Raw genomic sequence first — 22,476 nt, forward strand, 5'->3', positions numbered from 1 at the left:
AGTCGTGGTAGGCGCGAGCAGGGTGCTGAATGTCCAGTGGACATTCGCTTAGCACCGACCGTAGTGAAACGGAGATAGCCCCATGCCATTCAAGGGAGGGTCCCCTAGCTTGAGTATGGGAGGTGGCCTGCGGGAGCACGGAGTATTGGGATGCCGCGTAAAATAATGTATTGGGGGTAATAATTTATGAATATTAACGAGATAATTGCCGAAGGTACTGGCACAGCTTTAGGTATTGAGTTTGGTTCTACAAGAATCAAGGCTGTCCTTGTTGATGGCGATAATAAGGTCCTTGCTCAGGGTGACCATGAGTGGGAGAACCATTTGGATAATGGCATTTGGACATATCCTTTAGAGGAGGTATGGGCAGGTGTACAGGATTGCTACGCAAAGCTTAAGCAGGATGTTTTCAGCAAGTATGATGTAAAGCTTAAGAAGATTGGTGCAATTGGTTTTTCTGCAATGATGCATGGTTATCTTGCATTTGACAAGGATGACAATTTGCTTGTTCCATTTAGAACATGGAGAAATACAATTACAGGCCAGGCTGCAGCAGAGCTTTCAAAGGAGCTCAATTTTAACATGCCACAGCGCTGGAGCATTTCACACTATTATCAGTGTATTTTAAACAAAGAGCCACATGTTCAGAACGTGGCATACTTCATGACACTTGCTTGCTATGTTCATTACAAGATGACAGGAAAAAAGGTAGCAGGTGTTGGCGAAGCATCTGGAATGTTTCCTATTGATTCAGCAACTTGTCAGTATGACAAGGCTATGCTTGAGAAATTTAATAAACTTGCAGCAGCACATGGTATTACTACAAAAGTAGAAGATTTGATGCCAGAGGTATTAGTTGCAGGTGATGATGCAGGTACACTTACAGCAGAGGGTGCAAAGCTTCTTGATCCTACAGGAGAGCTTGAGCCAGGATGCCCACTTGCTCCACCAGAAGGTGATGCAGGTACAGGTATGGTTGCTACAAACGCTGTTTCTGTTGGAACAGGTAATGTTTCTGCTGGTACATCAGTGTTCTCAATGGTAGTTCTTGATAAGCCTCTTTCTAAGCCATACGAGGAAATCGATATGGTTACAACACCAACAGGTGAGGCAGTTGCCATGGTTCACTGCAACAACTGTACATCAGATTTGAATTCATGGATTGGAATATTCAAGGAATTTGCAGATGCATTCGACATTGATATTTCTATGAATGACATTTATGGCACACTTTATCGCAAGGCTCTTACAGAAGATGCTAATTGCGGCGGTGTACTTTCATATAACTATTTTGGCGGCGAGCCAGTTGTAGGAGTCAATGAAGGACGTCCTATGATTGTGAGAAAGCCAGACGCTAAATTTACACTTGCAAACTTCATGCGCTCAAATCTTTACGGAGCTCTTGGAGTACTTAAGATTGGTAATGACATTCTTCTCAAGGAAGAAAAGGTAAAGATTAAATCTATCACAGGTCACGGCGGATTCTTTAAGACAAAGGGCGTTGGACAGTCAGTTCTTGCAGCTGCTTTAAATGCACCTATTACTGTAATGGCTACAGCAGGTGAAGGCGGCGCTTGGGGTATGGCAGTCCTTGCCAACTACTGCATCCGCGATGACAAGTCACAGAAGTTCCAGAGCTACTTGGATGAAAAAGTATTTGCTGGACAGGAGTCTACAACAATGGAGCCAGATCCAGTTATGGTCAAGGGCTACGACGAGTGGACAGCTGAATACAAAAAGGCTCTTAAGGCTGAGGCGGCTGCCGTAGACAACTGGAGATAGAATCGAAAGAGGAGAAGGAAATGTTAGAAGAATTAAAGAAACAGGTGTATGAGGCAAATATGGAATTGCCTAAGCGCGGATTGGTTACCTATACTTGGGGCAATGTTTCAGGTATTGATAGAGAGTCTGGCATTTTTGCTATCAAGCCATCAGGCGTTGAGTATGAGGATTTAAAGCCAGAGGATATGGTACTTGTAAATCTTGATGGAGAGGTTGTTGAGGGCAAGTACAGACCTAGCTCAGATACAGCTACTCATGTAGAGCTCTACAAACAGTATCCAGAAATTGGTGGTGTTGTGCATACTCATTCTACTTATGCAGTAGCATGGGCTCAGGCAGGAAGAGATATTCCTCTTTATGGCACAACACATGCAGATTATTTCTGCGGAACAATTCCTTGCACAAGAAATCTCACTCCAGAGGAAATCGATGCAGCATACGAGGTAAACACTGGTAAGGTTATCATCGAGACATTTGAGGAGAGAGGCATTAATACAAAATACGTGCCAGGTGTAATTTGTAAAAATCATGGCCCATTTACATGGGGCAAGGATGCAGACCAGGCAGTTTACAATGCAGTTGTTCTTGAGGAGGTTGCTAAGATGGCACTTTTCACAGAGCAGGTTAACCCACAGGTTGCACCAGCTCCTGATTGCATCAGGGATAAGCATTTCAATAGAAAGCATGGTGCTAACGCATACTACGGACAAAATTAATAATTTCTTTTTATTTTTAGGCTCTGCTTCACAGCAGAGTCTTTTTTTCTTGCGAAAATTTTCTTATTTATTTCACAAACTCTGAAATTTAGGGGTTTATACTAGAGTTAATGTAGATTATGTATTACGGAGGGGTGTAATCATGGCAAAAAATAAGGTTCGTAAGGGTCCTAAAATTACTATTACAGCCAAGATACTTGTGATGACAGTTGCGATTTTAGTAGCTTCTATGCTCACCACAACTTTGCTGATTACTAAGACTGCATCAAACAATTTGGTGGAGTCTAGTAAGGAAAAGCTTGAGGAATTGGCTGTGCTTAAGGGAGAAATTCTTGACACTTATGTAGCAGACCAAAAGCAAGTTATTCATACAATGGCTGCTAGCCAAGATTTAATAGAATTGGCGCAAAAGTATAACGAACAATTTCCTATAGGGGGTGCAGCAGTTGCGGAAGCACCAGCAGAAGAAGAGCAGGAGCCAGAAGCTGTAGCGGAGGAGGAAGAAGCTGCAGAAGTAGAAACTGTTGAGGAAGAGCCTGCAGTAGAAGAAGCTACAGAGCCGGAAGCTGAGGAGGCAGTAGAGGAAGAAAATTCTGAGGCAACAGAACCAGAAGCTGATGAGCAGGAAGCACCTACAAGAGATTTGGCTAATGAAGAACCAGCAGAGGAAGAACCAGTAGAAGAGGAAACTGCAGAGGAACAGCCTGCAGAGGAAGTTGTAGAAGAACCTGCAGAAGAGCCAGTAGAAGCTGTAGTAGATGACGAATATGCAGCTGCAGCAAAAAGATGGGCTGGCATATTGGCACAGAACCAGGCTGATTCAGGCAACCTTTATGAGAACTTATTTATTTGCATAGGTTCCATGGGATTTGCTGATTGCCTTGATAATACAACACTTCATTCATGCGCAGATGAAGATTTCTTCAAGGCATGTATCGCAGATGGCTCATACTTTGGAATAAATGTTTCTCCAGTATCGGGACGTCCTTGCTATGTCATAGCTTATGCTATTAATGACCCAGACACAGGCAAGCCTATAGGTGTTATCAATGCCTCAATTGATCTTGGAGTAATGTCTCAGATTATTCTTGATGATTTCAATTATGAGGTTATCGGATTCAATCTTGATGGTGTTACTGTTATTTCAAACAATCAAGAGATTATTCTCAACTTTAATGTGGCAGAAACAGGACCTGAGGCTTGGCAGGGAATGATAGCAAGTAAACAGGGCGTTATTGAATTTATTGACCCTGTCACAGGACTTTTGAGTTACTCAGGTTATGTGGTTACAGATAATTTTGTTATAGAAGTATCACTACATGACGAGGCATTTAATGCAGCAAGGGCTGCCATCGGAAATATTGGACTTGTCATAATGCTTATAGCGCTAGTAATAAGCGTTATTGTAGTATTTATCGTTACATTTACTATTATCAAACCGCTTAAAGATACAAACAAGGCAATCAATGACATTATTGACAGTATCAATTCCGGAAACGGAGATTTGACAAATAGAGTCAGAGTTCGTGGCAATGATGAGACAGCTCAGATTGGAAATTCCATTAATGAGTTTGTTGGAGTGCTTCAGAATGTAATGGGAATGCTTGGCAACAATTCAGGACGACTTAGCTCTATTTCGAAAAATGTAGGAAACAGCATTAATCATACTAATGATGAAATCAACGATGTTTCATCTACTATGCAAGAAATGTCCGCTTCTGCCGAGGAGATTGCAGCATCATTGCAGCAGGTAGTAGACAGAATTAACGACATCACAAGCAAGGTTAATGATGTACATGTAAAGGCAAATGATCAGGCTGATTCTACAGAGCAGATTCTCCACAAGGTTGAGGGCTTGAGACAGGAATCTATGAAGCAGAGAGATGAGGCAGATACAGAGGCAAATGTTGTAATCGAACAGCTTCAGGAAAGTATGAAGACAGCAAAAGAAGTTGAAAAGATTGCTGATTTGACTGATGAGATTTTAAATATTGCTGCTCAGACCAACTTGCTTGCACTTAATGCTTCCATCGAGGCAGCACGTGCCGGTGAGGCAGGAAAGGGATTCGCAGTTGTTGCTGACGAAATCAGACAGCTTGCCGACAACTCAAAAGAGACAGCCAGCGGCATCCAGGAAATCTCCAACGGAGTTATTGCCAGCGTAGATGACCTTTCTGAAAAGGCAAACTCACTTGCAAATGCATTTATGGAGGCCAATGCTTCAGGTCGTGAGGGTGTAGAGCACATGACAGGCACTTACCAGGATGACATCCAGACTGTAGCATCTGCAATGGAAGAGTTCGCAGTTGACAGTAATGAAATCAACAAGGGCATGGCTGAAATCAAGAGTACAATTGACAACATAAACAGAGCCCTTGAGGAAACTGTAAAGGGTATCTCTAATGTATCTAATGCAACAGCAGAGGTTGCAACAAACCTTGCAACAATCAGCGACGAGGCAGGAGAGAACCTTAACATTTCAGACGAGCTTGCTAGCGAAGTTAACAAGTTTAAATACGAGTAATTTTACCTATATTAAAAATAAGGCGGCTAAGGCTGCCTTATTTTTTGTTCAATCTAGGAAATACCTATTGCTGGGGTTTTGAAAAGGAAAACTTGACATATACCCCTGGTGGGTATATTATTCAAGTGTAAGGATACCCTGTAGGGGTATAGCAAAGGAGTAAATATGGGAAATAAGAATGAGATAGAGGAAGTAACTTGTGAATGCTGCAGTGGCAAGCACAAGGACAGAGATGCAAAAGAGAAAAAGGACTTGATGAATCGCCTCAAGAGGATTGAGGGACAGGTTCGCGGCGTGGAGAACATGCTGGAGAATGATGTGTACTGCACAGATATTCTAGTTCAGGTCTCTGCTATTACTTCCGCATTAAATAGCTTTAACAAGGTTTTGCTGGCTAATCATATGAAGTCATGCGTAGCGGATAATATCCGTGAGGGCAATGATGAGATTATTGATGAGCTTGTAGTGACTCTTCAGAAGCTTATGAAATAATAGTCCGGTGTTTAGAGGTTATTAATATGGAAAAATATAATGTTACAGGTATGAGTTGCGCTGCCTGCCAGGCTAGGGTGGAAAAGGCAGTATCAGCTGTGCCAGGTGTTGAAAGCTGCTCTGTCAGCCTGCTTACTAACTCAATGGGAGTTGAGGGAAGTGCAGATTCAGCTGCCATTATTAAGGCGATAGAGGATGCAGGATACGGCGCCAGCTTAAAGGATGACCTTGGCGGTAGTCAGGCCAACGCAGTTGTCCCAAATTATGAAGAGGAGTTAAAAGACAAGGAGACTCCAGTTATCAAAAAGAGGCTTATAGTATCAGTGATTTTACTGATTCCTCTTTTATATGTGAGCATGGGCCATATGTTGTGGGATTGGCCACTGCCAGGATTTATGGATGGCAATCATATTGGTATGGGCATTTACGAGATGCTTTTGTCAGCAGCCATCATGGTGGTCAATCAAAAGTTTTTCATCAGTGGATTTAGGGGACTTATTCACAGAGCTCCTAATATGGATACCCTTGTAGCCCTAGGTTCAGCCGCATCATTTATCTACAGTGTTTATGCGGTGTATGCCATGACACTTGCCCAGTTGGCTGGTGATGGGGATAAGGTAATGGCTCTTATGAATGACTTTTATTTTGAGTCAGCAGCCATGATTCTTACCCTTATCACAGTTGGAAAGCTTTTGGAGTCCATTTCCAAGGGGCGCACCACAGATGCCCTGAAGGACTTGATGAAGCTTGCTCCAAAGACTGCAACTGTAATACGAGATGGCAAGGAGCAGCTTGTTCCTATAGAGCAGGTTAAAATTGGAGATAGATTTGCAGTACGAGCTGGAGAGAATATTCCAGTTGACGGAATAGTGGTAGAGGGAAATGGTGCTGTTAATGAATCAGCCCTCACAGGTGAGAGTATCCCAGTTGATAAAAATGTAGGAGATACTATTTCAGCTGCCACCACAAATGAAAGTGGCTATATGGTATGCGAGGCCACTAGAGTAGGACGAGACACTACATTGTCTCAGATTATTCAGATGGTCAGCGATGCAGCAGCCACAAAGGCTCCTATTGCCAAGATAGCAGATAAGGTATCAGGAGTTTTTGTCCCAGTAGTGATCGCTATTGCGATAGTTACATTTATTATATGGATGCTTGTTGGCCAGACATTTGGCTATGCACTTGCGAGAGCAATTTCTGTTCTTGTAATCAGTTGTCCATGTGCCTTAGGACTGGCAACTCCAGTTGCAATCATGGTAGGAAATGGAATGGGAGCCCGCCATGGAATTATGTTTAAGACGGCAGTATCCCTTGAGGAGACTGGCAAGATTCAGATAGTTGCCCTGGATAAGACAGGCACAATTACAAAGGGCGAGCCAAAGGTAATCGGATTTTTCGAGGCAGAGGGTGTGGAAGATATTGATTTGCTTAGAGCGGCTTTTGCCATCGAAAACAAATCAGAGCACCCACTTGCAAAGGCAATTGTAGAGTACGGTCTTGAGCTTTCAGAGGAGCCGGCGGAGGTTACAGATTTTAAGACTGTTTCAGGAAATGGCCTTATGGCAAAGCTTGATGGACAGATGGTTTACGGAGGCAATTACCAGTTTGTTTCTGAAAATGTTCAGATACCAGACTATGCTAAGAGTCTTGCAAATGAGCTTTCTGAAAAGGGCGAGACACCACTTTTCTTTGCACAGGAAAATGGATTCCTTGGAATCATCTCTGTTGCAGATGTTATAAAGGAAGATTCGGATGTTGCCATCAAGGAGCTTAAAAATCTTGGCATCCACGTGGTAATGCTTACTGGAGACAATGAGCGCACAGCAAGGACAATTGCTGAGGATGTGGGCGTAGATGAGGTCATCGCCGGTGTGAAGCCAGATGGCAAGGAAGCTGTTATCAAGAAGCTTCAGAAGTTTGGCAAGGTGGCTATGGTAGGTGATGGAATCAATGACGCTCCAGCCCTTACCAGAGCTGACATGGGAATAGCAATAGGTGCAGGTACTGATGTGGCAATAGATGCAGCGGATGTGGTACTTATGAAAAGCAGAATTTCAGATGTAGTGGCAGCCATCAGGCTTAGCCGTGCCACACTTAGGAACATTCATGAGAATCTATTCTGGGCATTTTTCTACAACATAATAGGAATTCCACTTGCAGCAGGAGCCTATATCCATGCATTTGGATGGACACTGAATCCTATGTTTGGAGCAGCTGCCATGAGCTTATCAAGCTTTTGCGTAGTGACAAATGCACTGAGACTGAATCTTTTTGATCCATTCAATAAAGGAAATGACAGACCACTTAAAAATTCACTTGGTCATGAACCATTATTAATTAAGGAGGACAATAATAAAATGGAAATCACAGTAAAGGGAATGATGTGCCAGCACTGCGAGGCACACGTAAAGGAAGCACTTGAGAAAATCTCTGGAGTAGAGGAGGCAGTTGCTAATCACGAGGCAAATCTCGTAACACTTAAGACATCTGCTGAGGTATCAGAGGCAGACCTTAAGGCAGCCGTAGAGGGTGCCGGATACGAATTCTGCGGAGTTAAATAAATGATTGATTAATTGCGTACAATGTAGTATAGTATTGGAGAATTAAATAGGAAATCTTCAGGGCAAGGTGCGAAGGCTTAGGCTTTCAATTCCTGACCGGCGGTATAGTCCGCGAGTCCTTAGGGACTGAACTGGTGTGATTCCAGTACCGACAGTATAGTCTGGATGGGAGAGGATAAATAAAGTAATACATTTATTTTTGAGTATAGGCCCTGATTTTATCAGGGCTTTTTTATTTGTTAATCCAATGGAGATTCCTAGAGATATATTTAGGAGGTGTGCTATGGACACAACAGAAACAGTTAAGATCAACAACAATAAAGTAAATGTTAGGAGTATGACAGTAACAGCTATGCTTTCGGCTATCGCTTTTGTATTGATGTTTTTGGATACAGCAGTTCCATTTGTTCCAAATTTCATCAAGCTTGATGTGTCAGAGCTTCCAGCTCTTATGGCATCATTTGCACTTGGCCCAGTTTATGGCGTAGTAGTTTGCTTGATCAAGAATCTTCTTCATTTATTTATGACATCAACAGGTGGTGTAGGCGAGCTTTCAAACTTTATATTAGGCGTAGCCTTTGTTTTGCCAGCTGGTCTTATTTATTACAGAAAGAAGACAAAGAAGAATGCGATTTTAGGTGCATTTGTTGGCGCTTTTTTAATGGCTGCAATCAGCTTCCCATCAAATCTCTTTATCGTATACCCTGTATACTATAATTTCATGCCAAAAGATGTTATTATAGGAGCATATCAAGCAGTTGCTCCATTTGCTGAGATTAAATCAATCGAGCAGTGCTTACTTATGTTTAACGTGCCATTTACATTTGTAAAGGGTCTCATCTCAGCAGTTATTACAGTACTTATTTATCAGCCACTTAGACCTCTTCTTAAGGGCAAGAATTAACGAGAAAAATTCTCATTTACTCAAGGTTTATAGTTATTGCGAATTCAAAGGAGTTCTGCTAGTCTACTTATAGTTAGAATATGCTAACTATGTGTAAATCATTGCAGAGCTCCTTTTTATTATTTTCAAATAATAATTATTTGTGTGATTGCTACTCACATGATTGCACTTGTAGGAATTGCTACTTCCTGCAATGTGTAGGAGCTCTTCTTCTCTAGATTTATTCGCTCTTTATAAGAGATTGAATAGATAACTAAAAATAATTTTATAGTGAAAGGAAGGATTTTATGGATTACTTAGAGATTGAAAAGGTAATTGGTAGAGAGATTCTTGATTCAAGAGGAAATCCAACTGTTGAATGTGAGGTTACACTTGTTGATGGTACTGTAGGCCGGGGTATGGCTCCTTCAGGTGCTTCTACTGGTGAGTTTGAGGCTTTGGAGCTTCGCGATGGAGATAAAGGCAGATATTTAGGTAAGGGTGTTACAAAAGCAGTTGCAAATATTAATGGACCAATTGCTGATGTAATTTGCGGAATGGATGCATCAGATATTTATGCTATCGATACAGCTATGATTAAGGCAGACGGCACAAAGGATAAGTCAAACTTTGGTGCAAATGCTATTCTTGCAACTTCAATCGCATGTTGTCGTGCAGCAGCAACATCACTTGAGATTCCTCTTTATAAATTTTTAGGTGGTATTCAGGGAACAAAGCTTCCAGTACCAATGATGAACATTTTAAATGGTGGTGCGCATGCAGATAGCGCTGTTGATACACAGGAATTTATGATTATGCCAGTTGGTGCTCCTTCATTTAGCGAGTGCTTACGTTGGTGTGCAGAAGTTTTCCATGCTCTTAAGGCTATTCTCAAGGAGATGGGAGACGTTACAGCAGTAGGTGATGAGGGTGGTTTCGCACCTAACTCACTTAAGAATGATGATGAAGCTATTGAGACAATCTTAAAGGCTATCAAGGCTGCAGGTTTCGAGCCAGGTAAGGACTTTATGATTGCTATGGATGCTGCATCAAGCGAGTGGAAGTCAGAAAAGGGTAAGGGCTTCTATCATCAGCCAAAGTCTGGTAAGGACTTCACAACAGATGAGCTTATCGATCACTGGGCAGCACTTGTTGACAAGTATCCAATCATTTCTATCGAGGATGGTCTTGATGAGGAGGATTGGGAAGGCTGGAAGAAGATGACAGCTAAGATTGGTGATAAGGTACAGCTTGTTGGTGACGATTTATTCGTTACAAACACAGAGCGTCTTTCAAAGGGTATTGCAAATGGTTGTGGTAACTCAATACTTATCAAGCTCAACCAGATCGGTTCAGTTTCAGAGACTCTTGAGGCTATCAAGATGGCTCACAAGGCTGGTTACACAGCTATTTCTTCTCACCGTTCAGGCGAGACAGAGGATACAACAATCGCTGATCTTGCAGTAGCACTTAACACATGCCAGATTAAGACTGGTGCTCCATCTAGAACAGAGCGTGTTGCAAAGTACAACCAGCTCCTTCGTATCGAAGAGCAGCTTGGTGCTGCAGCAGATTATCCAGGAATGGATGCTTTCAACGTTAAATAATTAGATAAAAAATTAAGGCTGCCCTCGGGCAGCCTTTTTTGATCTCAGTATTATAATGCAATTTCTGTAAATTCAAGTTCGTTGGCATTTCTGATATCTTCTGTAGCACCGATTGAATCAAGCTTATCAGAGATTGCCTTTTCAAGCTCATCATAAGGAACAAACTTAATTGTTGTAAAGCTATCAAGTACTTCCTTGTATGGGCTATCTGTATAGAGGTTAGGTACATCAATTTCCTCGTATGTATCGCTGTCGTATACCGCATATGAGAAGTAATCAGAAGGCTTGTCAGCTCCTGGCTCAAATGTTAAGCGTAATTCGTAGATACAAAGAGTTCCCTCAAGTGATGATGCATCGAAATCTTCATGCTCGTAAGCATATCCGAAATCCTCTAAATCAGCACTCTCTGTGAGAATATATCCGAATTGATACTTACCATCAGCGTCAATTAAAGCTGCATCACTTGAGTGATTAATTGCTCCGCCACTTCCGCCGCCTTGGATAAAGCCGTATTCATTGATAGTTGTCTCGCTTCTTGACCATGAGCATACTGAATATACAACCTGAAGCTTTGAGTCCATTTCCTTAATTACAAGGACAATGTTTGAGTCAGGTTCCACAACTGGGCAAACAAATTTAACAGCTAACTCTTTTTCGCCATCATTACCGCAGTCTAAATATGAATAGCTGATTGAAGAGATTTCCTGATGTGCAAAAAATCCTTCATCATCCATAAATGCCTCGTTAAGAGTTTCTACCATTTCTGGAAGTGTAAGTTCATCGCCAGCGATGATTGAAAAGAAATCATTCTCGTAGCCTGAACCAGTTTCAGAAGCGTTGTTGAGATAATAGTCAGTGCTAAGTGTAGCCTCGCCATTTAAGAAGGCATCATAAAGGCTGTCATACTTATCCGCTTCTACATTAGTGTTTGTGTCTTCTGTTTTCTGTTCTGTGTCAACAACATTTCCCTCGTTGCTGTTTGTAGTTCCCTGCTGACCGCATGATACTGTTGAAAGCATAAGAGCTCCTGCAAGAACTAAGTACAAAGTTTTTTTCATAAACAAAATCCTCCTTGCAAAGTCAACAGTTTACCACTCTTGATGTTTAATTGCCACTTATAGTATCCTTATAATAAGAAGGGGGGCGTAGAGCCTATGAAAATATCAGAAGTAACAACACTTAACAAACCATACATTAGGGTATCAAAAGGAAAGAAAAAAATAGACATTCCTATTATACCTAAGCTTGTTTTGTTGCCTCCTTCAAGGATGAATCTTAGAAAGTATGCCTTTGTGGGCTGCGAAAGCATTAGATTCAATTTTAAAGGGAAAATTGTAAAGCTTAATTGGGCTTTTAATCATAATAGAATGACACTGTATTGCACTAGCGGACGTCAGGCATATAGTTGGAACAATATAAAGGTAATTACTGTGTCCGGTGCCAATGGCAAGAAGGAGCATCTTGTCATTTCTCGAAAAGCATTTGGTGACGAGACAGAGCGACGTCGCCATAAGAGATATCCTATTGCAAGAAACGTTATTATTTTGCAGGGGGACAATAAATTTCCTGCTACCACAGTAGATATTTCCTACGGCGGGGTAGGGATTACTGTGAAAAAGCAGATTAATCTAATTCCATCCCAGCCTATAAGAGTTGATTTTGGCGATGGAATATCAGTGCCTGTTAGACTTGTGAGAAGTACATTTAGGGGAGATGGAAGCGAGCTGTTTGGATGTTCTATTTCTTCTACTTATAGACCTGAGATGGCAAAAATACTTCGAGCTGAGGAGGCTATAGAAATTGGAGTGAAGAGGAATCCAAAGGAAAAAGAGGATGCAGGCTGGAGCCAGACTTCTATAAAGAGGTGGCACTAGATATTTATTCTGAGTTACTGATTCCAATAAAAAAAAGATTATTCTTTTACAAGCAAGCTTGGCAAGAATTAATCTATAAATATTTATAACTGTGAATAGTAACAATTTTTAATTAAATATTTTGTTTACTCTGACCTAAAATGATGCTATTATAGAACGGATTTCGTTTTTTTGCGTAAACTATTTTTGAGTTTTTATAGAGGAGTATTTTATGAGAAAGACAAAGATTATTTGTACAATCGGACCAGCAAGCATGAATGAGGAGACCCTCACAGCAATGGCTAAGGCTGGTATGAATGTAGCAAGAATGAATTTCTCTCATGGTGATCATGAAGAGCAGGGAATGAAGATGGATTTAGTTAAAAAGGTTCGCAAGAAGCTTAATCTTCCAATTGCTATTCTTCTTGATACAAAGGGACCAGAGTATCGTATCCGCACATTCAAGGACGGCTCTGTAACTGTTAAAGAGGGAGATACATTTATATTTACAACAGATGACGTTGAAGGTGATGAGACACGTGTTTCAGTTTCTCACAAGAACCTTCACAAGGACCTTTCAGTAGGCGACACACTTTCAGTATGTAACGGTATCGTATTCTTTGAGGTTACTGATATTAAGGGACACGATGTTATTACAAAGTGTACTACTGGCGGAACTATGAGCAACAAGAAGTCTATGAGCTTCCCTAACAAGGTAATGTCAGGTCCTTATCTTTCAGAGCAGGACAAGAAGGATATCCTTTTTGGTATCGAGAATGACATTGATTTCATCGCTGCTTCATTTGTTTCAACAAAGCAGGATATGGTTGAGCTTAGAACATTCCTTGACGAGAATGGCGGAGAGGATGTAGAGGTTATCGCTAAGATTGAGAATCAGCCAGGTGTTGACAATGTAGAAGAGATCCTTGAGATTGCCAACGGTATCATGGTTGCTCGTGGTGACTTGGGTGTTGAGATTCCATTTGTTAAGCTTCCAGCTGTTCAGAAGGAGCTCATCTCTAAGGCAAGAGCTCTTGGTAAGAGAGTTGTTACTGCTACAGAGATGCTTGAGTCTATGATTTCTAACCCACGTCCAACACGTGCTGAGATTTCCGACGTTGCTAACGCTGTTTATGATGGTACTTCAGCTATCATGCTTTCAGGCGAGAGTGCTCAGGGTAAGTACCCAGTACAGGCTGTTGCTACAATGGCTGAGATCGCTGAGACTACAGAGAATGATATCAATTACGAGGGACGTTTCCACAAGGAGGAGATCGAGATTAAGTCTACTCCAGATGCTGTTTGCCACTCTACATGTTCAATGGCAATCGACGTTAATGCTAAGGCTATCGTAGCTTGCACAATGTCTGGTTACACAGCTCGTCGCGTAAGCCGTTTCCGTTGCCCAGTTGATACAATCGCTATGACAACTGACAAAAAGGTATGGAGAAAGCTTGCACTTAGCTGGGGTGTTACACCAGTTCTCGTTGACAAGTTCACATCACTTGATGTTATGTTCTACTATGCATTAGGTCGTGCTAAGCAGATGCTTGACCTTAAGAAGGGTGATAGCGTAGTTCTTACAGGTGGCCCAATCGACGGACACAGTGGAAACACTAACACAATCAAGGTTGAGGCAATTGACTAGACTGAGGTTTAAGTTTGAGTCAGGCGGTTGGTAGGCCGCTGTGGGACTCTGATTAAATCGTGATTTAGTCAAGCGTTATATAAATTTGTAACCGAATGGGAAATAATGTTGTCAGACGGATTGGATAATTCACAGACAATTCACACTTTTTACACCACTTGTACAAAAATATCAGTTAATATATACTCATCTCGAGAGAGATACAATTTTTTCATAACATTATTCTCCCTTTTGAAAGAGACGCTCCGCTGGCGTCTCTTTCGTATTGTTTATCCTCTCGCATTTTTTATGCGCTTGTGATAAAGTATGTGATGTAGGCGAGTTTTATTTGCCTAACTTTAATTTTTACGGAGGAATTAATATGTTACCAGAGCAGACAATCGAATTCAGATATGACACACAGCTTCTCATTGAGGGCGAGGATCTCGACGAGGATGAGATCAACGATTACATCACTGAGAACTTTGTAGGAGATAGTCTTCTTGCAGTAGGTGATGAGGAGCTTATTAAGATTCACTATCACACAAATGAGCCTTGGAAGGTATTGGAGTACTGCAGAACTCTTGGCGAGATTTACGATATCGTAGTAGAGGATATGGATAGACAGGCAAGAGGACTTCAGGGATAGGAGATTTTTTTTGGAGCAGTTATGGATAATAGTTTCGTTTTGCGAGGGGGCATTGCCTTCTCTGAATCAGCAAATAGAATAACTACATATTATAGAGGTTACGTAGTATGTATAGATGGAATTTGCAAGGGCGCTTTCCACGACCTGCCAGACCAGTACAAGGGCTTGCAGCTCTATGACTATGGCGAGCGAATTATTATTCCTGGCATGACTGATTTGCATGTCCACGCTCCTCAGTACACCTTTAGAGGAATCGGTATGGACGCAGAGCTTTTAGACTGGCTCAGCACATACACATTCCCAGAGGAAGCCAAATACGGCAATATGGAATATGCTAAAAAGGCATATCAGTATTTTACAGAAGATATGCGCAGATGCTTTTCTACTAGAGCTGTTGTATTTGCCACTCTTCACAATGAGGCTACAATCGAGCTTATGAATCAGCTTGAGGATACTGGCATCGTTACCTATGTTGGCAAGGTCAACATGGATAGAAATGGTGGAGACAATTTGCAGGAGGATAGCGCAGAGGAATCTCTTCAAGCCACAAGAGAATGGCTTGATGCCATCGAGGGCAAATACGTAAATACGAAGCCTATTTTAACACCAAGATTCATCCCATCATGTTCTGATGAGTTGATGAAGGGCTTAGGCAAGCTTGCCAAGGAAAGAGACCTAAGAATTCAGTCTCATTTGTCAGAGAACCATTCTGAGATTGAGTGGGTTAAGGAGCTTGTTCCTGAGTCTACTTGCTATGCCAACGCTTATGAGATGTTTGATACTATGGGCACACCTGAGCGTCCTACAATCATGGCGCACTGCGTTCATTCTGATGACAGAGAGCTTGAGATTCTTAAGAACCATGGTGCATTTATTGCCCATTGTGCAGATTCTAATATGAATCTTACTTCTGGAATTGCGCCTGTTCGCAAGTTCTTGGATGCAGGTATTGATGTGGGTCTTGGCACAGACGTAGCCGCCGGCTCGTCTATGAATTTGGTTAAGACTATGCTTATCACACTTCAGGCGTCAAAGATGTATTACCGCTTGGTTGACACTAATGTTAAGCCACTTACATTTGAGGAAGTATTCTTCATGGCTACATTAGGTGGCGGCAAGTATTTTGGCAATGTAGGTACCTTCAAAGAGGGCTACGAGTTTGATGCAATAGTAGTAGATGATAGCAAGATGTATTCCATGAGGGATATGTCTATTAGAGAGCGCATTGAAAGAATGTGCTACAATGATGCTGACGCATTAATTAAGGACAAATTTGTTAAGGGTAAAAAGGTTTATTCAAGAGTGGAGTAGTTGTAATACTCTGCTCTTTTTTTGTTTCATAGGGACAGACATGTCTTTAAGCAAGTTCTTTATCTTTATACATATTACATAAAGTGTATCTTATATTTTTGTCTAAAAGGTCTAAAATGAATTTCATAATTAAAGAAAGATAGGAGGTGTTTTCTTGAGTTTAGCAGAAGAGCTTATAGAAGAGCTGAATTGCGAGACGGTGTTCACCATCCACCTTGGAGGCCTTGAGATTCCGGTTATGGAATCTGTGGTTGTCACTTGGATTGTAATGGCAGTTCTCATCCTCATAGCATTTTTCTTAACTAGAGGATTAAAAACGCAAAACATCAGTAAGAGACAAGCGTTTGCGGAGCTTATTTATGAGAAGCTGACAGGTATTGTAGGCAGCATGTTGGGCGAAGAGGGAAAGCAGTACACAGGCTATCTCACAACGGTTCTACTTTATATTGGACTTTCCAATGTAATCGGTCTGTTTGGCTTCAAGTCACCAACAAAAGATCTAAATGTAACAGCTGCTCTTGCCATTATGAGTATCGTGCTTGTAGAGGCAGCTGGTATCTATCAGAATGGCGTGAGAAAATGGCTGCATAATTTTACAGAGCCAGTTGCTATCGTTACACCATTCAACATTCTAGACGTATTCACAAGACCACTGTCATTGTGCATGCGACTTTTTGGAAATGTACTTGGTGCATTCGTAATCATGGAATTACTTAAAATAGTATGCCCACCAGTAATCCCAGCAGTATTCAGCCTATATTTTGATATATTCGATGGATTACTTCAGGCCTACGTTTTCGTCTTCTTGACATCCCTCTACATAAAAGAAGCAGTAGAGTAATGGACCAGGGGGACGGGGTCATAGGGCCATTTTCGTAAATGCGTAAAAGTAGAGAATTTTTTTGGGACATTGTATTAATTAGATGAGTCAAGTGATTGATATTGGAGATAGTTGGTAGCTATCAAGCTCTAAGTGTTGCTGCAGGTGACATTTCAGTCACCGGAAGTAATATCTTAGGCTTGAGAGCGTAACCGGCTGAGAAAAACTAGAATTCAGGTGTAGAACAAATTATATTTTATTAGATGAGTCAAGTAGCTAACAAGCTCTTTGCTCTCTGGAGCTGACATGAAGTCAGCGTAAGAGAGACTAAGGCTTGTGAGCGTAACTTGGCGGACTTAAAGGAGGATTAAAAAATGAACACACTTATTGCTATTGGTGCAGGTATTGCAGTTGTAACAGGTATTGGCGCAGGTATCGGTATTGGTATCGCTACAGGTAAGGCTTGCGAGGGTATCGCACGTCAGCCAGAGGCAGAGGGCAAGATTCAGAAGAACCTTATCTTAGGTTGTGCACTTGCAGAGGCAACAGCTATTTATGGTTTCGTAATCGCATTGATGATTATAGTTATGTTGCAGTAAATGTATCAAGGAGGGGCCCTTTAGGGAAGATTCCTTGATATACAGAACTGCCCATTGCTGAAAGCAATTTTTAATGGCAGTTCTTCAGTAGTTAAGAATAGATACTAGAGGATAAAAATATGATTAACGTTTCATTTTGGAATATCGTATTTACGGTAATAAATCTTCTTATTCTTTTCATTGCATTTAGAATCTTTTTCTTCAAGCCTATTGCAAATATTATTGCAAAAAGACAGCAGGAAGCTAACGAGATTTACGATAATGCAGCTGAGAAGGAGAACCAGGCTGATGAGTTGAAAAAAGAGTACGAGCAGAAGCTTGTCAGTGTGGAAGAAGAGAAGAAGCAGATTATTTCAGATGCGAGAAAGAGCGCTGATAGCCAGTATCAGAAGATTCTTGCAGATGCAAAAGAAGACGCTAGAAATATTAAAGATGCAGCAGTTGCTGAGGCCAACCAGGAGAAGACTAAAATTATCGCTGGTGCCAAAAAGGAGATTGCAGACATCGTTGTTGATGCCACTACAAAGGTGGTTGGAAGCAAGACAGGTGCAGATATAGATAGCAGTTTGTTTGATGAATTTTTAGGTAAAGCAGGTGAGTAGAGTGACAGAGAAATCTATAAATTACGCCCGTGACCTACATAGCTTGGAAAATGCAGGTGGACATTTGCAGACTGCCGCTTCAATCATTGAAGCTGTACCTGCAATTGGTGAGGAGCTTGCAGATCCAACAGTAGCCATTGCAAAAAAGCATGTGGTTATCGATAGGATTTTCCCTCACGAGATTCGCAATTTCTTAAAGCTGTTATGCGACAACGGGGATTTTGAATTATTTGATGATATAAGAGCTGCATACGCTCAGTCACTTCAGGTGTCAGATGACAAGATTAACAAGGCGAAGCTTCGCTATGTTACTGCACCTACTGACGAGCAGCTTGCAGGTATCAAGAGATATATTGCCAAGGAAGTTGGCAATGAGGATATCGAAATTGAATTGGTTCAGGATAGCTCATTAAAGAGCGGCTTCATTCTCTCAGTAGGAACCAAGGAATATGACTGGAGTGAGCAGGGACGTATTGATCAGCTTGCTACCAAAATCAATTCCGCAGTGGGAGTATCTGCTGTAGATGAAAGCATCCTTTCAATTTTAAGAACAAGTGTGGAGGACTTTACACTTGAGGCCCAGGAAAAGGAAGTGGGCGTTGTAAATTGGGTTGGTGATGGCATTGCAAATGTAGATGGCATCGACCACGCATTTTACGGAGAAATCGTTATCTTTGACTGTGGAGTAAAGGGCATGGTTCAGGATGTGCGCCGCGATGAAATCGGTGTTATTCTTTTCGGCCGTGACACAGAAATCAAAGAGGGTACAAAGGTAGTTCGTACAGGCAAGATGGCAGGTCTTCCTGTAGGTGATGGCTTCCTCGGTCGTATCGTGGATGCCCTTGGTGAACCTCTTGATGGACAGGGCGAGATTTCTGCAGATGGTTTCAGACCAGTAGAGTGCCCAGCTCCAAGTATTGTAGATAGAAAATCAGTTGGCCAGCCTATGGAGACAGGACTTCTTTCAATAGATTCAATGTTTCCAATTGGTAGAGGCCAGCGTGAGCTTATCATTGGCGATAGACAGACTGGTAAGACTTCGATTGCAACAGATACAATCATCAACCAAAAGGGCAAGGATGTAATCTGTGTTTATGTTGCTATTGGTCAGAAGGCTTCTACTATTGCAAAGCTTGTTAACACATTAAAAGAAAATGGTGCAATGGATTACACAATCATTGTCAGCGCAACAGCTGCAGACCCAGCACCACTTCAGTATATTGCTCCTTATGCAGGTACAGCTCTTGCTGAGTACTTCATGTATTCAGGCAAGGACGTTCTCATCGTTTATGATGATTTGTCAAAGCATGCCGTTGCATACAGAGCTATTTCCCTTTTGCTTGAGCGTTCTCCAGGACGTGAGGCATACCCAGGTGACGTATTCTACCTCCACTCTAGACTCTTAGAGCGTTCAGCTAGAATCACACCAGAGGCAGGTGGCGGCTCAATAACAGCCCTTCCTATTATTGAAACTCAGGCAGGTGACCTTTCAGCTTACATTCCAACAAATGTTATTTCTATTACTGATGGTCAGATTTTCCTTGAGTCAGAACTTTTCAACGCAGGCCAGAGACCAGCGGTAAATGTAGGTCTTTCTGTATCCCGTGTTGGTGGTGCTGCCCAGACAAAGGCGATGAAAAAGGCAGCCGGTTCAATCCGTATCGATTTGGCTCAGTATCGTGAGATGGAAGTCTTTACACAGTTCTCATCAGACCTTGATGATGCAACTAAAAAGCAGTTGGCTCACGGTCGTGCACTTATGGAACTTTTAAAGCAGCCTCTTAGCAGACCATTCTCAATGGCAGAGCAGGTTATCATTCTCGTGGCTGCAAACGCTCACATTTTCAGCGATGTTGAGGTTTCTGAAATCAAGAAATTTAGAGCGGACATGCTTACATATTTTGCAGCAGACCACAGCGATATTATCAGCCAGCTTGAGTCATCAAAGGATTTGACTGATGAGCTAAAGGCAGCAATTGTTGATGCGGCAGAGGAGTTCAAGAAGAATCAGGAGTAAGCCATGGCAAGTACAAAGGAAATCCTTAATAGAATAAACAGTATTCAGGATACAATGAAGATTACAAGAGCCATGTATATGATGTCCTCTATGAAGCTTCGAAAGGCAAAAGAAAAGCTTGCAGAGACAGAGCCATTTTTCATTGGAACACAAAAAGGATTAGCTGAAAATCTTGCTCATTTTCCAGATATCAGACACATCTATTTTGATAATCGAATCGAAGACGATCATGAGACTATCAAAAGACGTGGATTTGTAGTATTTACAGGCGACAAGGGTATGGCAGGTGCCTACAATCACAATGCCATTAAAATGGCCTTGGAGCGAATCTCTGGAATGACAAAAGATGAGTACAAGCTTTTTGTGGTAGGTGAAACGGGCCGCGTATTTTTTACAAATAATGGATACAACGTGGACGAGAATTTCAAGTTTTCATCCAACAATCCAACAATGCATAGAGCCCGTATTATGTCAGAGTACCTTATTGATTTATACAATAGGGAAGAGCTTGATAGAATCGATATCATTTATACAAAGATGCTTAATTCTGTCACAGAGGAGACTTGTGTAGAGCGACTTCTTCCATTGAAGACTCACAAGTTTATCCTAGAGCAGGCCAAGGAAATCGAGGCTGATACAGAGGGCAAAAGCAAAGCAGCCGTGGAGATGAAAGAGGGCGTCAAGCACGTTCATTCCATCAACAGCTATGAGCTTGAAGCCATCCAAAAAGGTGGAGATTCATGGTTCCCATTTTATCCATCACTTAAAACAGTTTTGGAGAAGTTGGTTCACAATCATTTTACAGCCTTCATGTATGGAGCCCTTGTAGAGTGTTCGGCCAGTGAGGAAAATGCCAGAATGATGGCTATGCAGGCTGCGACAGACAATGCAGAGGCAATTCTTCGAGAATTATCTATTGAATACAACAGAGTGCGTCAGGCTCAGATTACCCAGGAAATCACTGAGGTAATCGGCGGAGCAAAGGCGCTTAAGAAGAAAAAAAGGCGATAGTTTCAGAGGAGACAATCAATGGAGTTAAAAGGAAAAATCGTCCAGGTCTCAGGACCTGTTGTCGATGTAGAATTTAAAGATAGTGACCTACCTGCCATTAGAGATGCTCTATATGTTATGGTAGGTGACGAGAAGAGAGTAATGGAAGTCTCTCAGCATATTGGACTTGGCGTAGTCAGATGTATTATGCTTGCTCCATCTGAGGGATTGTGTAGAGATATGGAGGTTGTTGCCACAGGAAACGGTATCACAGTTCCTGTTGGTGAGCAGACTCTTGGAAGACTTTTCAACGTGCTTGGCGACACATTGGATAATGGAGAAAAGCTTGATGATGGAGAACATTGGTGTATCCACCGTGAGCCTCCTACATTTGAAGACCAGAGCCCTGTAGTTGAGATGCTTGAGACAGGTATCAAGGTAATCGATTTGCTTGCTCCTTACGCCAAGGGTGGTAAGGTCGGACTTTTCGGTGGTGCCGGTGTTGGTAAGACAGTTCTTATTCAGGAGCTTATTCACAATATCGCAACTGAAAGTGGCGGCTATTCAATTTTCACTGGTGTTGGAGAGCGTTCTCGTGAGGGTAACGACCTTTGGACAGAGATGGGCGAATCAGGAGTACTTGATAAGACAGCCCTAGTCTTTGGTCAGATGAATGAGCCACCAGGAGCTCGTATGCGAGTAGCTGAGACAGGACTTACAATGGCAGAGTATTTCCGTGATGTTAAGAATCAGGATGTGCTTCTTTTCATTGATAACATTTTCCGTTTTGTTCAGGCAGGCTCAGAGGTTTCGGCCCTACTTGGTCGTATGCCATCAGCCGTAGGTTACCAGCCTACACTTGCCAACGATTTAGGTGAGCTTCAGGAGCGAATCGCTTCTACTAAAAATGGTTCAATCACATCTGTTCAGGCTGTTTACGTACCTGCAGATGATTTGACTGACCCAGCACCAGCTACAACATTCTCACATTTGGATGCCACAACAGTTCTTTCAAGAAAGATTGTTGAGATGGGTATTTACCCAGCAGTAGACCCACTTGAGTCTACCTCAAGAATTCTTGAGCCAGATGTTGTTGGCGAGGAGCACTATGCGGTAGCTCGTGGCGTTCAGGAGATTCTTCAGAAGTACAAGGAGCTTCAGGATATCATCGCAATCCTTGGTATGGAAGAGCTTTCGGACGAGGACAAGGTAACTGTTTACCGTGCTCGTAAGGTACAGCGTTTCCTTTCACAGCCATTCTCAGTTGCTGAGAATTTCACTGGTGTAAAGGGACAGTTTGTTCCAGTCGCAGAGACAGTAAGAGGCTTCAAGGCAATCCTTGATGGCCAGATGGATGAGTATCCAGAGGCTGCATTCTTCAATGTTGGAACAATCGAAGATGTTAAGAAGAAGGCTGCTGAGTTAGCAAAGGAGTAGCTT

The 22,476-nt window shown here is 42.0% G+C and carries 18 protein-coding genes and 1 riboswitch; of the genes, 17 read left to right on the forward strand and 1 reads right to left on the reverse strand.

Going from position 1 to position 22,476, the window contains the following annotated elements; all coding sequences use genetic code 11:
* Window positions 1-186: 186 nt before the first annotated feature.
* The 7 genes from F0Q01_RS00625 (at window position 187) to eno (ending at window position 10,568) form a co-directional block, all read left to right on the forward strand.
* Window positions 187-1,782 carry a xylulokinase gene (locus F0Q01_RS00625; protein WP_090153614.1) on the forward strand — a complete coding sequence of 532 codons (1,596 nt, stop codon included), beginning with the start codon at window positions 187-189 and terminating at the stop codon, window positions 1,780-1,782.
* A 20-nt stretch (window positions 1,783-1,802) separates the two neighbouring features.
* A complete protein-coding gene (locus F0Q01_RS00630; RefSeq protein WP_090153616.1) occupies window positions 1,803-2,498 on the forward strand; it encodes an L-ribulose-5-phosphate 4-epimerase in 696 nt (231 codons plus the stop codon).
* 142 nt (window positions 2,499-2,640) lie between these two features.
* Entirely contained in the window at window positions 2,641-5,022 is a 2,382-nt protein-coding gene (locus F0Q01_RS00635) for a methyl-accepting chemotaxis protein (RefSeq protein WP_090489722.1), read from the forward strand.
* Window positions 5,023-5,187: 165 nt separating this feature from the next.
* Window positions 5,188-5,514, forward strand: coding sequence for a metal-sensing transcriptional repressor (locus tag F0Q01_RS00640; protein WP_090153621.1), 327 nt, complete (start codon window positions 5,188-5,190; stop codon window positions 5,512-5,514).
* A 26-nt stretch (window positions 5,515-5,540) separates the two neighbouring features.
* On the forward strand, window positions 5,541-8,078 hold the full coding sequence (locus F0Q01_RS00645) for a heavy metal translocating P-type ATPase (protein WP_090489724.1): 2,538 nt from the start codon (window positions 5,541-5,543) through the stop codon (window positions 8,076-8,078).
* 49 nt (window positions 8,079-8,127) lie between these two features.
* A riboswitch (FMN riboswitch) is annotated at window positions 8,128-8,259 on the forward strand.
* Window positions 8,260-8,361: 102 nt separating this feature from the next.
* On the forward strand, window positions 8,362-8,982 hold the full coding sequence (locus tag F0Q01_RS00650) for an ECF transporter S component (RefSeq protein ID WP_090489726.1): 621 nt from the start codon (window positions 8,362-8,364) through the stop codon (window positions 8,980-8,982).
* A gap of 287 nt (window positions 8,983-9,269) precedes the next feature.
* Complete coding sequence (gene eno, locus F0Q01_RS00655; RefSeq protein WP_090489728.1) at window positions 9,270-10,568, forward strand: phosphopyruvate hydratase; 1,299 nt, start codon at window positions 9,270-9,272, stop codon at window positions 10,566-10,568.
* 50 nt (window positions 10,569-10,618) lie between these two features.
* On the opposite strand, the gene F0Q01_RS00660 is transcribed toward eno, so the two are convergent.
* On the reverse strand, window positions 10,619-11,626 hold the full coding sequence (locus F0Q01_RS00660; RefSeq protein WP_090489730.1) for a hypothetical protein: 1,008 nt from the start codon (window positions 11,624-11,626) through the stop codon (window positions 10,619-10,621).
* Between the two features lie 96 nt (window positions 11,627-11,722).
* Here F0Q01_RS00660 and F0Q01_RS00665 point away from each other — a divergent pair, with 96 nt between their 5' ends.
* The 10 genes from F0Q01_RS00665 (at window position 11,723) to atpD (ending at window position 22,473) form a co-directional block, all read left to right on the forward strand.
* Window positions 11,723-12,442 carry a PilZ domain-containing protein gene (locus F0Q01_RS00665; protein WP_090489732.1) on the forward strand — a complete coding sequence of 240 codons (720 nt, stop codon included), beginning with the start codon at window positions 11,723-11,725 and terminating at the stop codon, window positions 12,440-12,442.
* 211 nt (window positions 12,443-12,653) lie between these two features.
* A complete protein-coding gene (gene pyk, locus F0Q01_RS00670; RefSeq protein ID WP_090153635.1) occupies window positions 12,654-14,069 on the forward strand; it encodes a pyruvate kinase in 1,416 nt (471 codons plus the stop codon).
* A 361-nt stretch (window positions 14,070-14,430) separates the two neighbouring features.
* A complete protein-coding gene (locus tag F0Q01_RS00675) occupies window positions 14,431-14,697 on the forward strand; it encodes a kinase to dihydroxyacetone kinase (RefSeq protein ID WP_090153637.1) in 267 nt (88 codons plus the stop codon).
* 21 nt (window positions 14,698-14,718) lie between these two features.
* Window positions 14,719-16,008, forward strand: coding sequence for an amidohydrolase family protein (locus F0Q01_RS00680; protein WP_090489734.1), 1,290 nt, complete (start codon window positions 14,719-14,721; stop codon window positions 16,006-16,008).
* 154 nt (window positions 16,009-16,162) lie between these two features.
* On the forward strand, window positions 16,163-16,849 hold the full coding sequence (locus F0Q01_RS00685; RefSeq protein WP_090489736.1) for a F0F1 ATP synthase subunit A: 687 nt from the start codon (window positions 16,163-16,165) through the stop codon (window positions 16,847-16,849).
* A gap of 353 nt (window positions 16,850-17,202) precedes the next feature.
* Complete coding sequence (gene atpE / locus F0Q01_RS00690; protein ID WP_090153643.1) at window positions 17,203-17,427, forward strand: ATP synthase F0 subunit C; 225 nt, start codon at window positions 17,203-17,205, stop codon at window positions 17,425-17,427.
* A 119-nt stretch (window positions 17,428-17,546) separates the two neighbouring features.
* Window positions 17,547-18,029, forward strand: coding sequence for an ATP synthase F0 subunit B (locus tag F0Q01_RS00695; RefSeq protein ID WP_090153645.1), 483 nt, complete (start codon window positions 17,547-17,549; stop codon window positions 18,027-18,029).
* 1 nt (window position 18,030) lies between these two features.
* Window positions 18,031-20,046, forward strand: coding sequence for a F0F1 ATP synthase subunit alpha (atpA, locus tag F0Q01_RS00700; RefSeq protein WP_090489738.1), 2,016 nt, complete (start codon window positions 18,031-18,033; stop codon window positions 20,044-20,046).
* Window positions 20,047-20,049: 3 nt separating this feature from the next.
* A complete protein-coding gene (gene atpG, locus F0Q01_RS00705) occupies window positions 20,050-21,057 on the forward strand; it encodes an ATP synthase F1 subunit gamma (protein WP_090489740.1) in 1,008 nt (335 codons plus the stop codon).
* 18 nt (window positions 21,058-21,075) lie between these two features.
* The gene (atpD, locus tag F0Q01_RS00710; protein ID WP_090489742.1) at window positions 21,076-22,473 is read left to right on the forward strand and encodes a F0F1 ATP synthase subunit beta; all 1,398 of its coding nucleotides are present in this window, start codon (window positions 21,076-21,078) and stop codon (window positions 22,471-22,473) included.
* Window positions 22,474-22,476 lie beyond the last annotated feature (3 nt).

Source organism: Pseudobutyrivibrio xylanivorans (genome assembly GCF_010906925.1).
Taxonomy (GTDB): Bacteria; Bacillota; Clostridia; order Lachnospirales; family Lachnospiraceae; genus Pseudobutyrivibrio.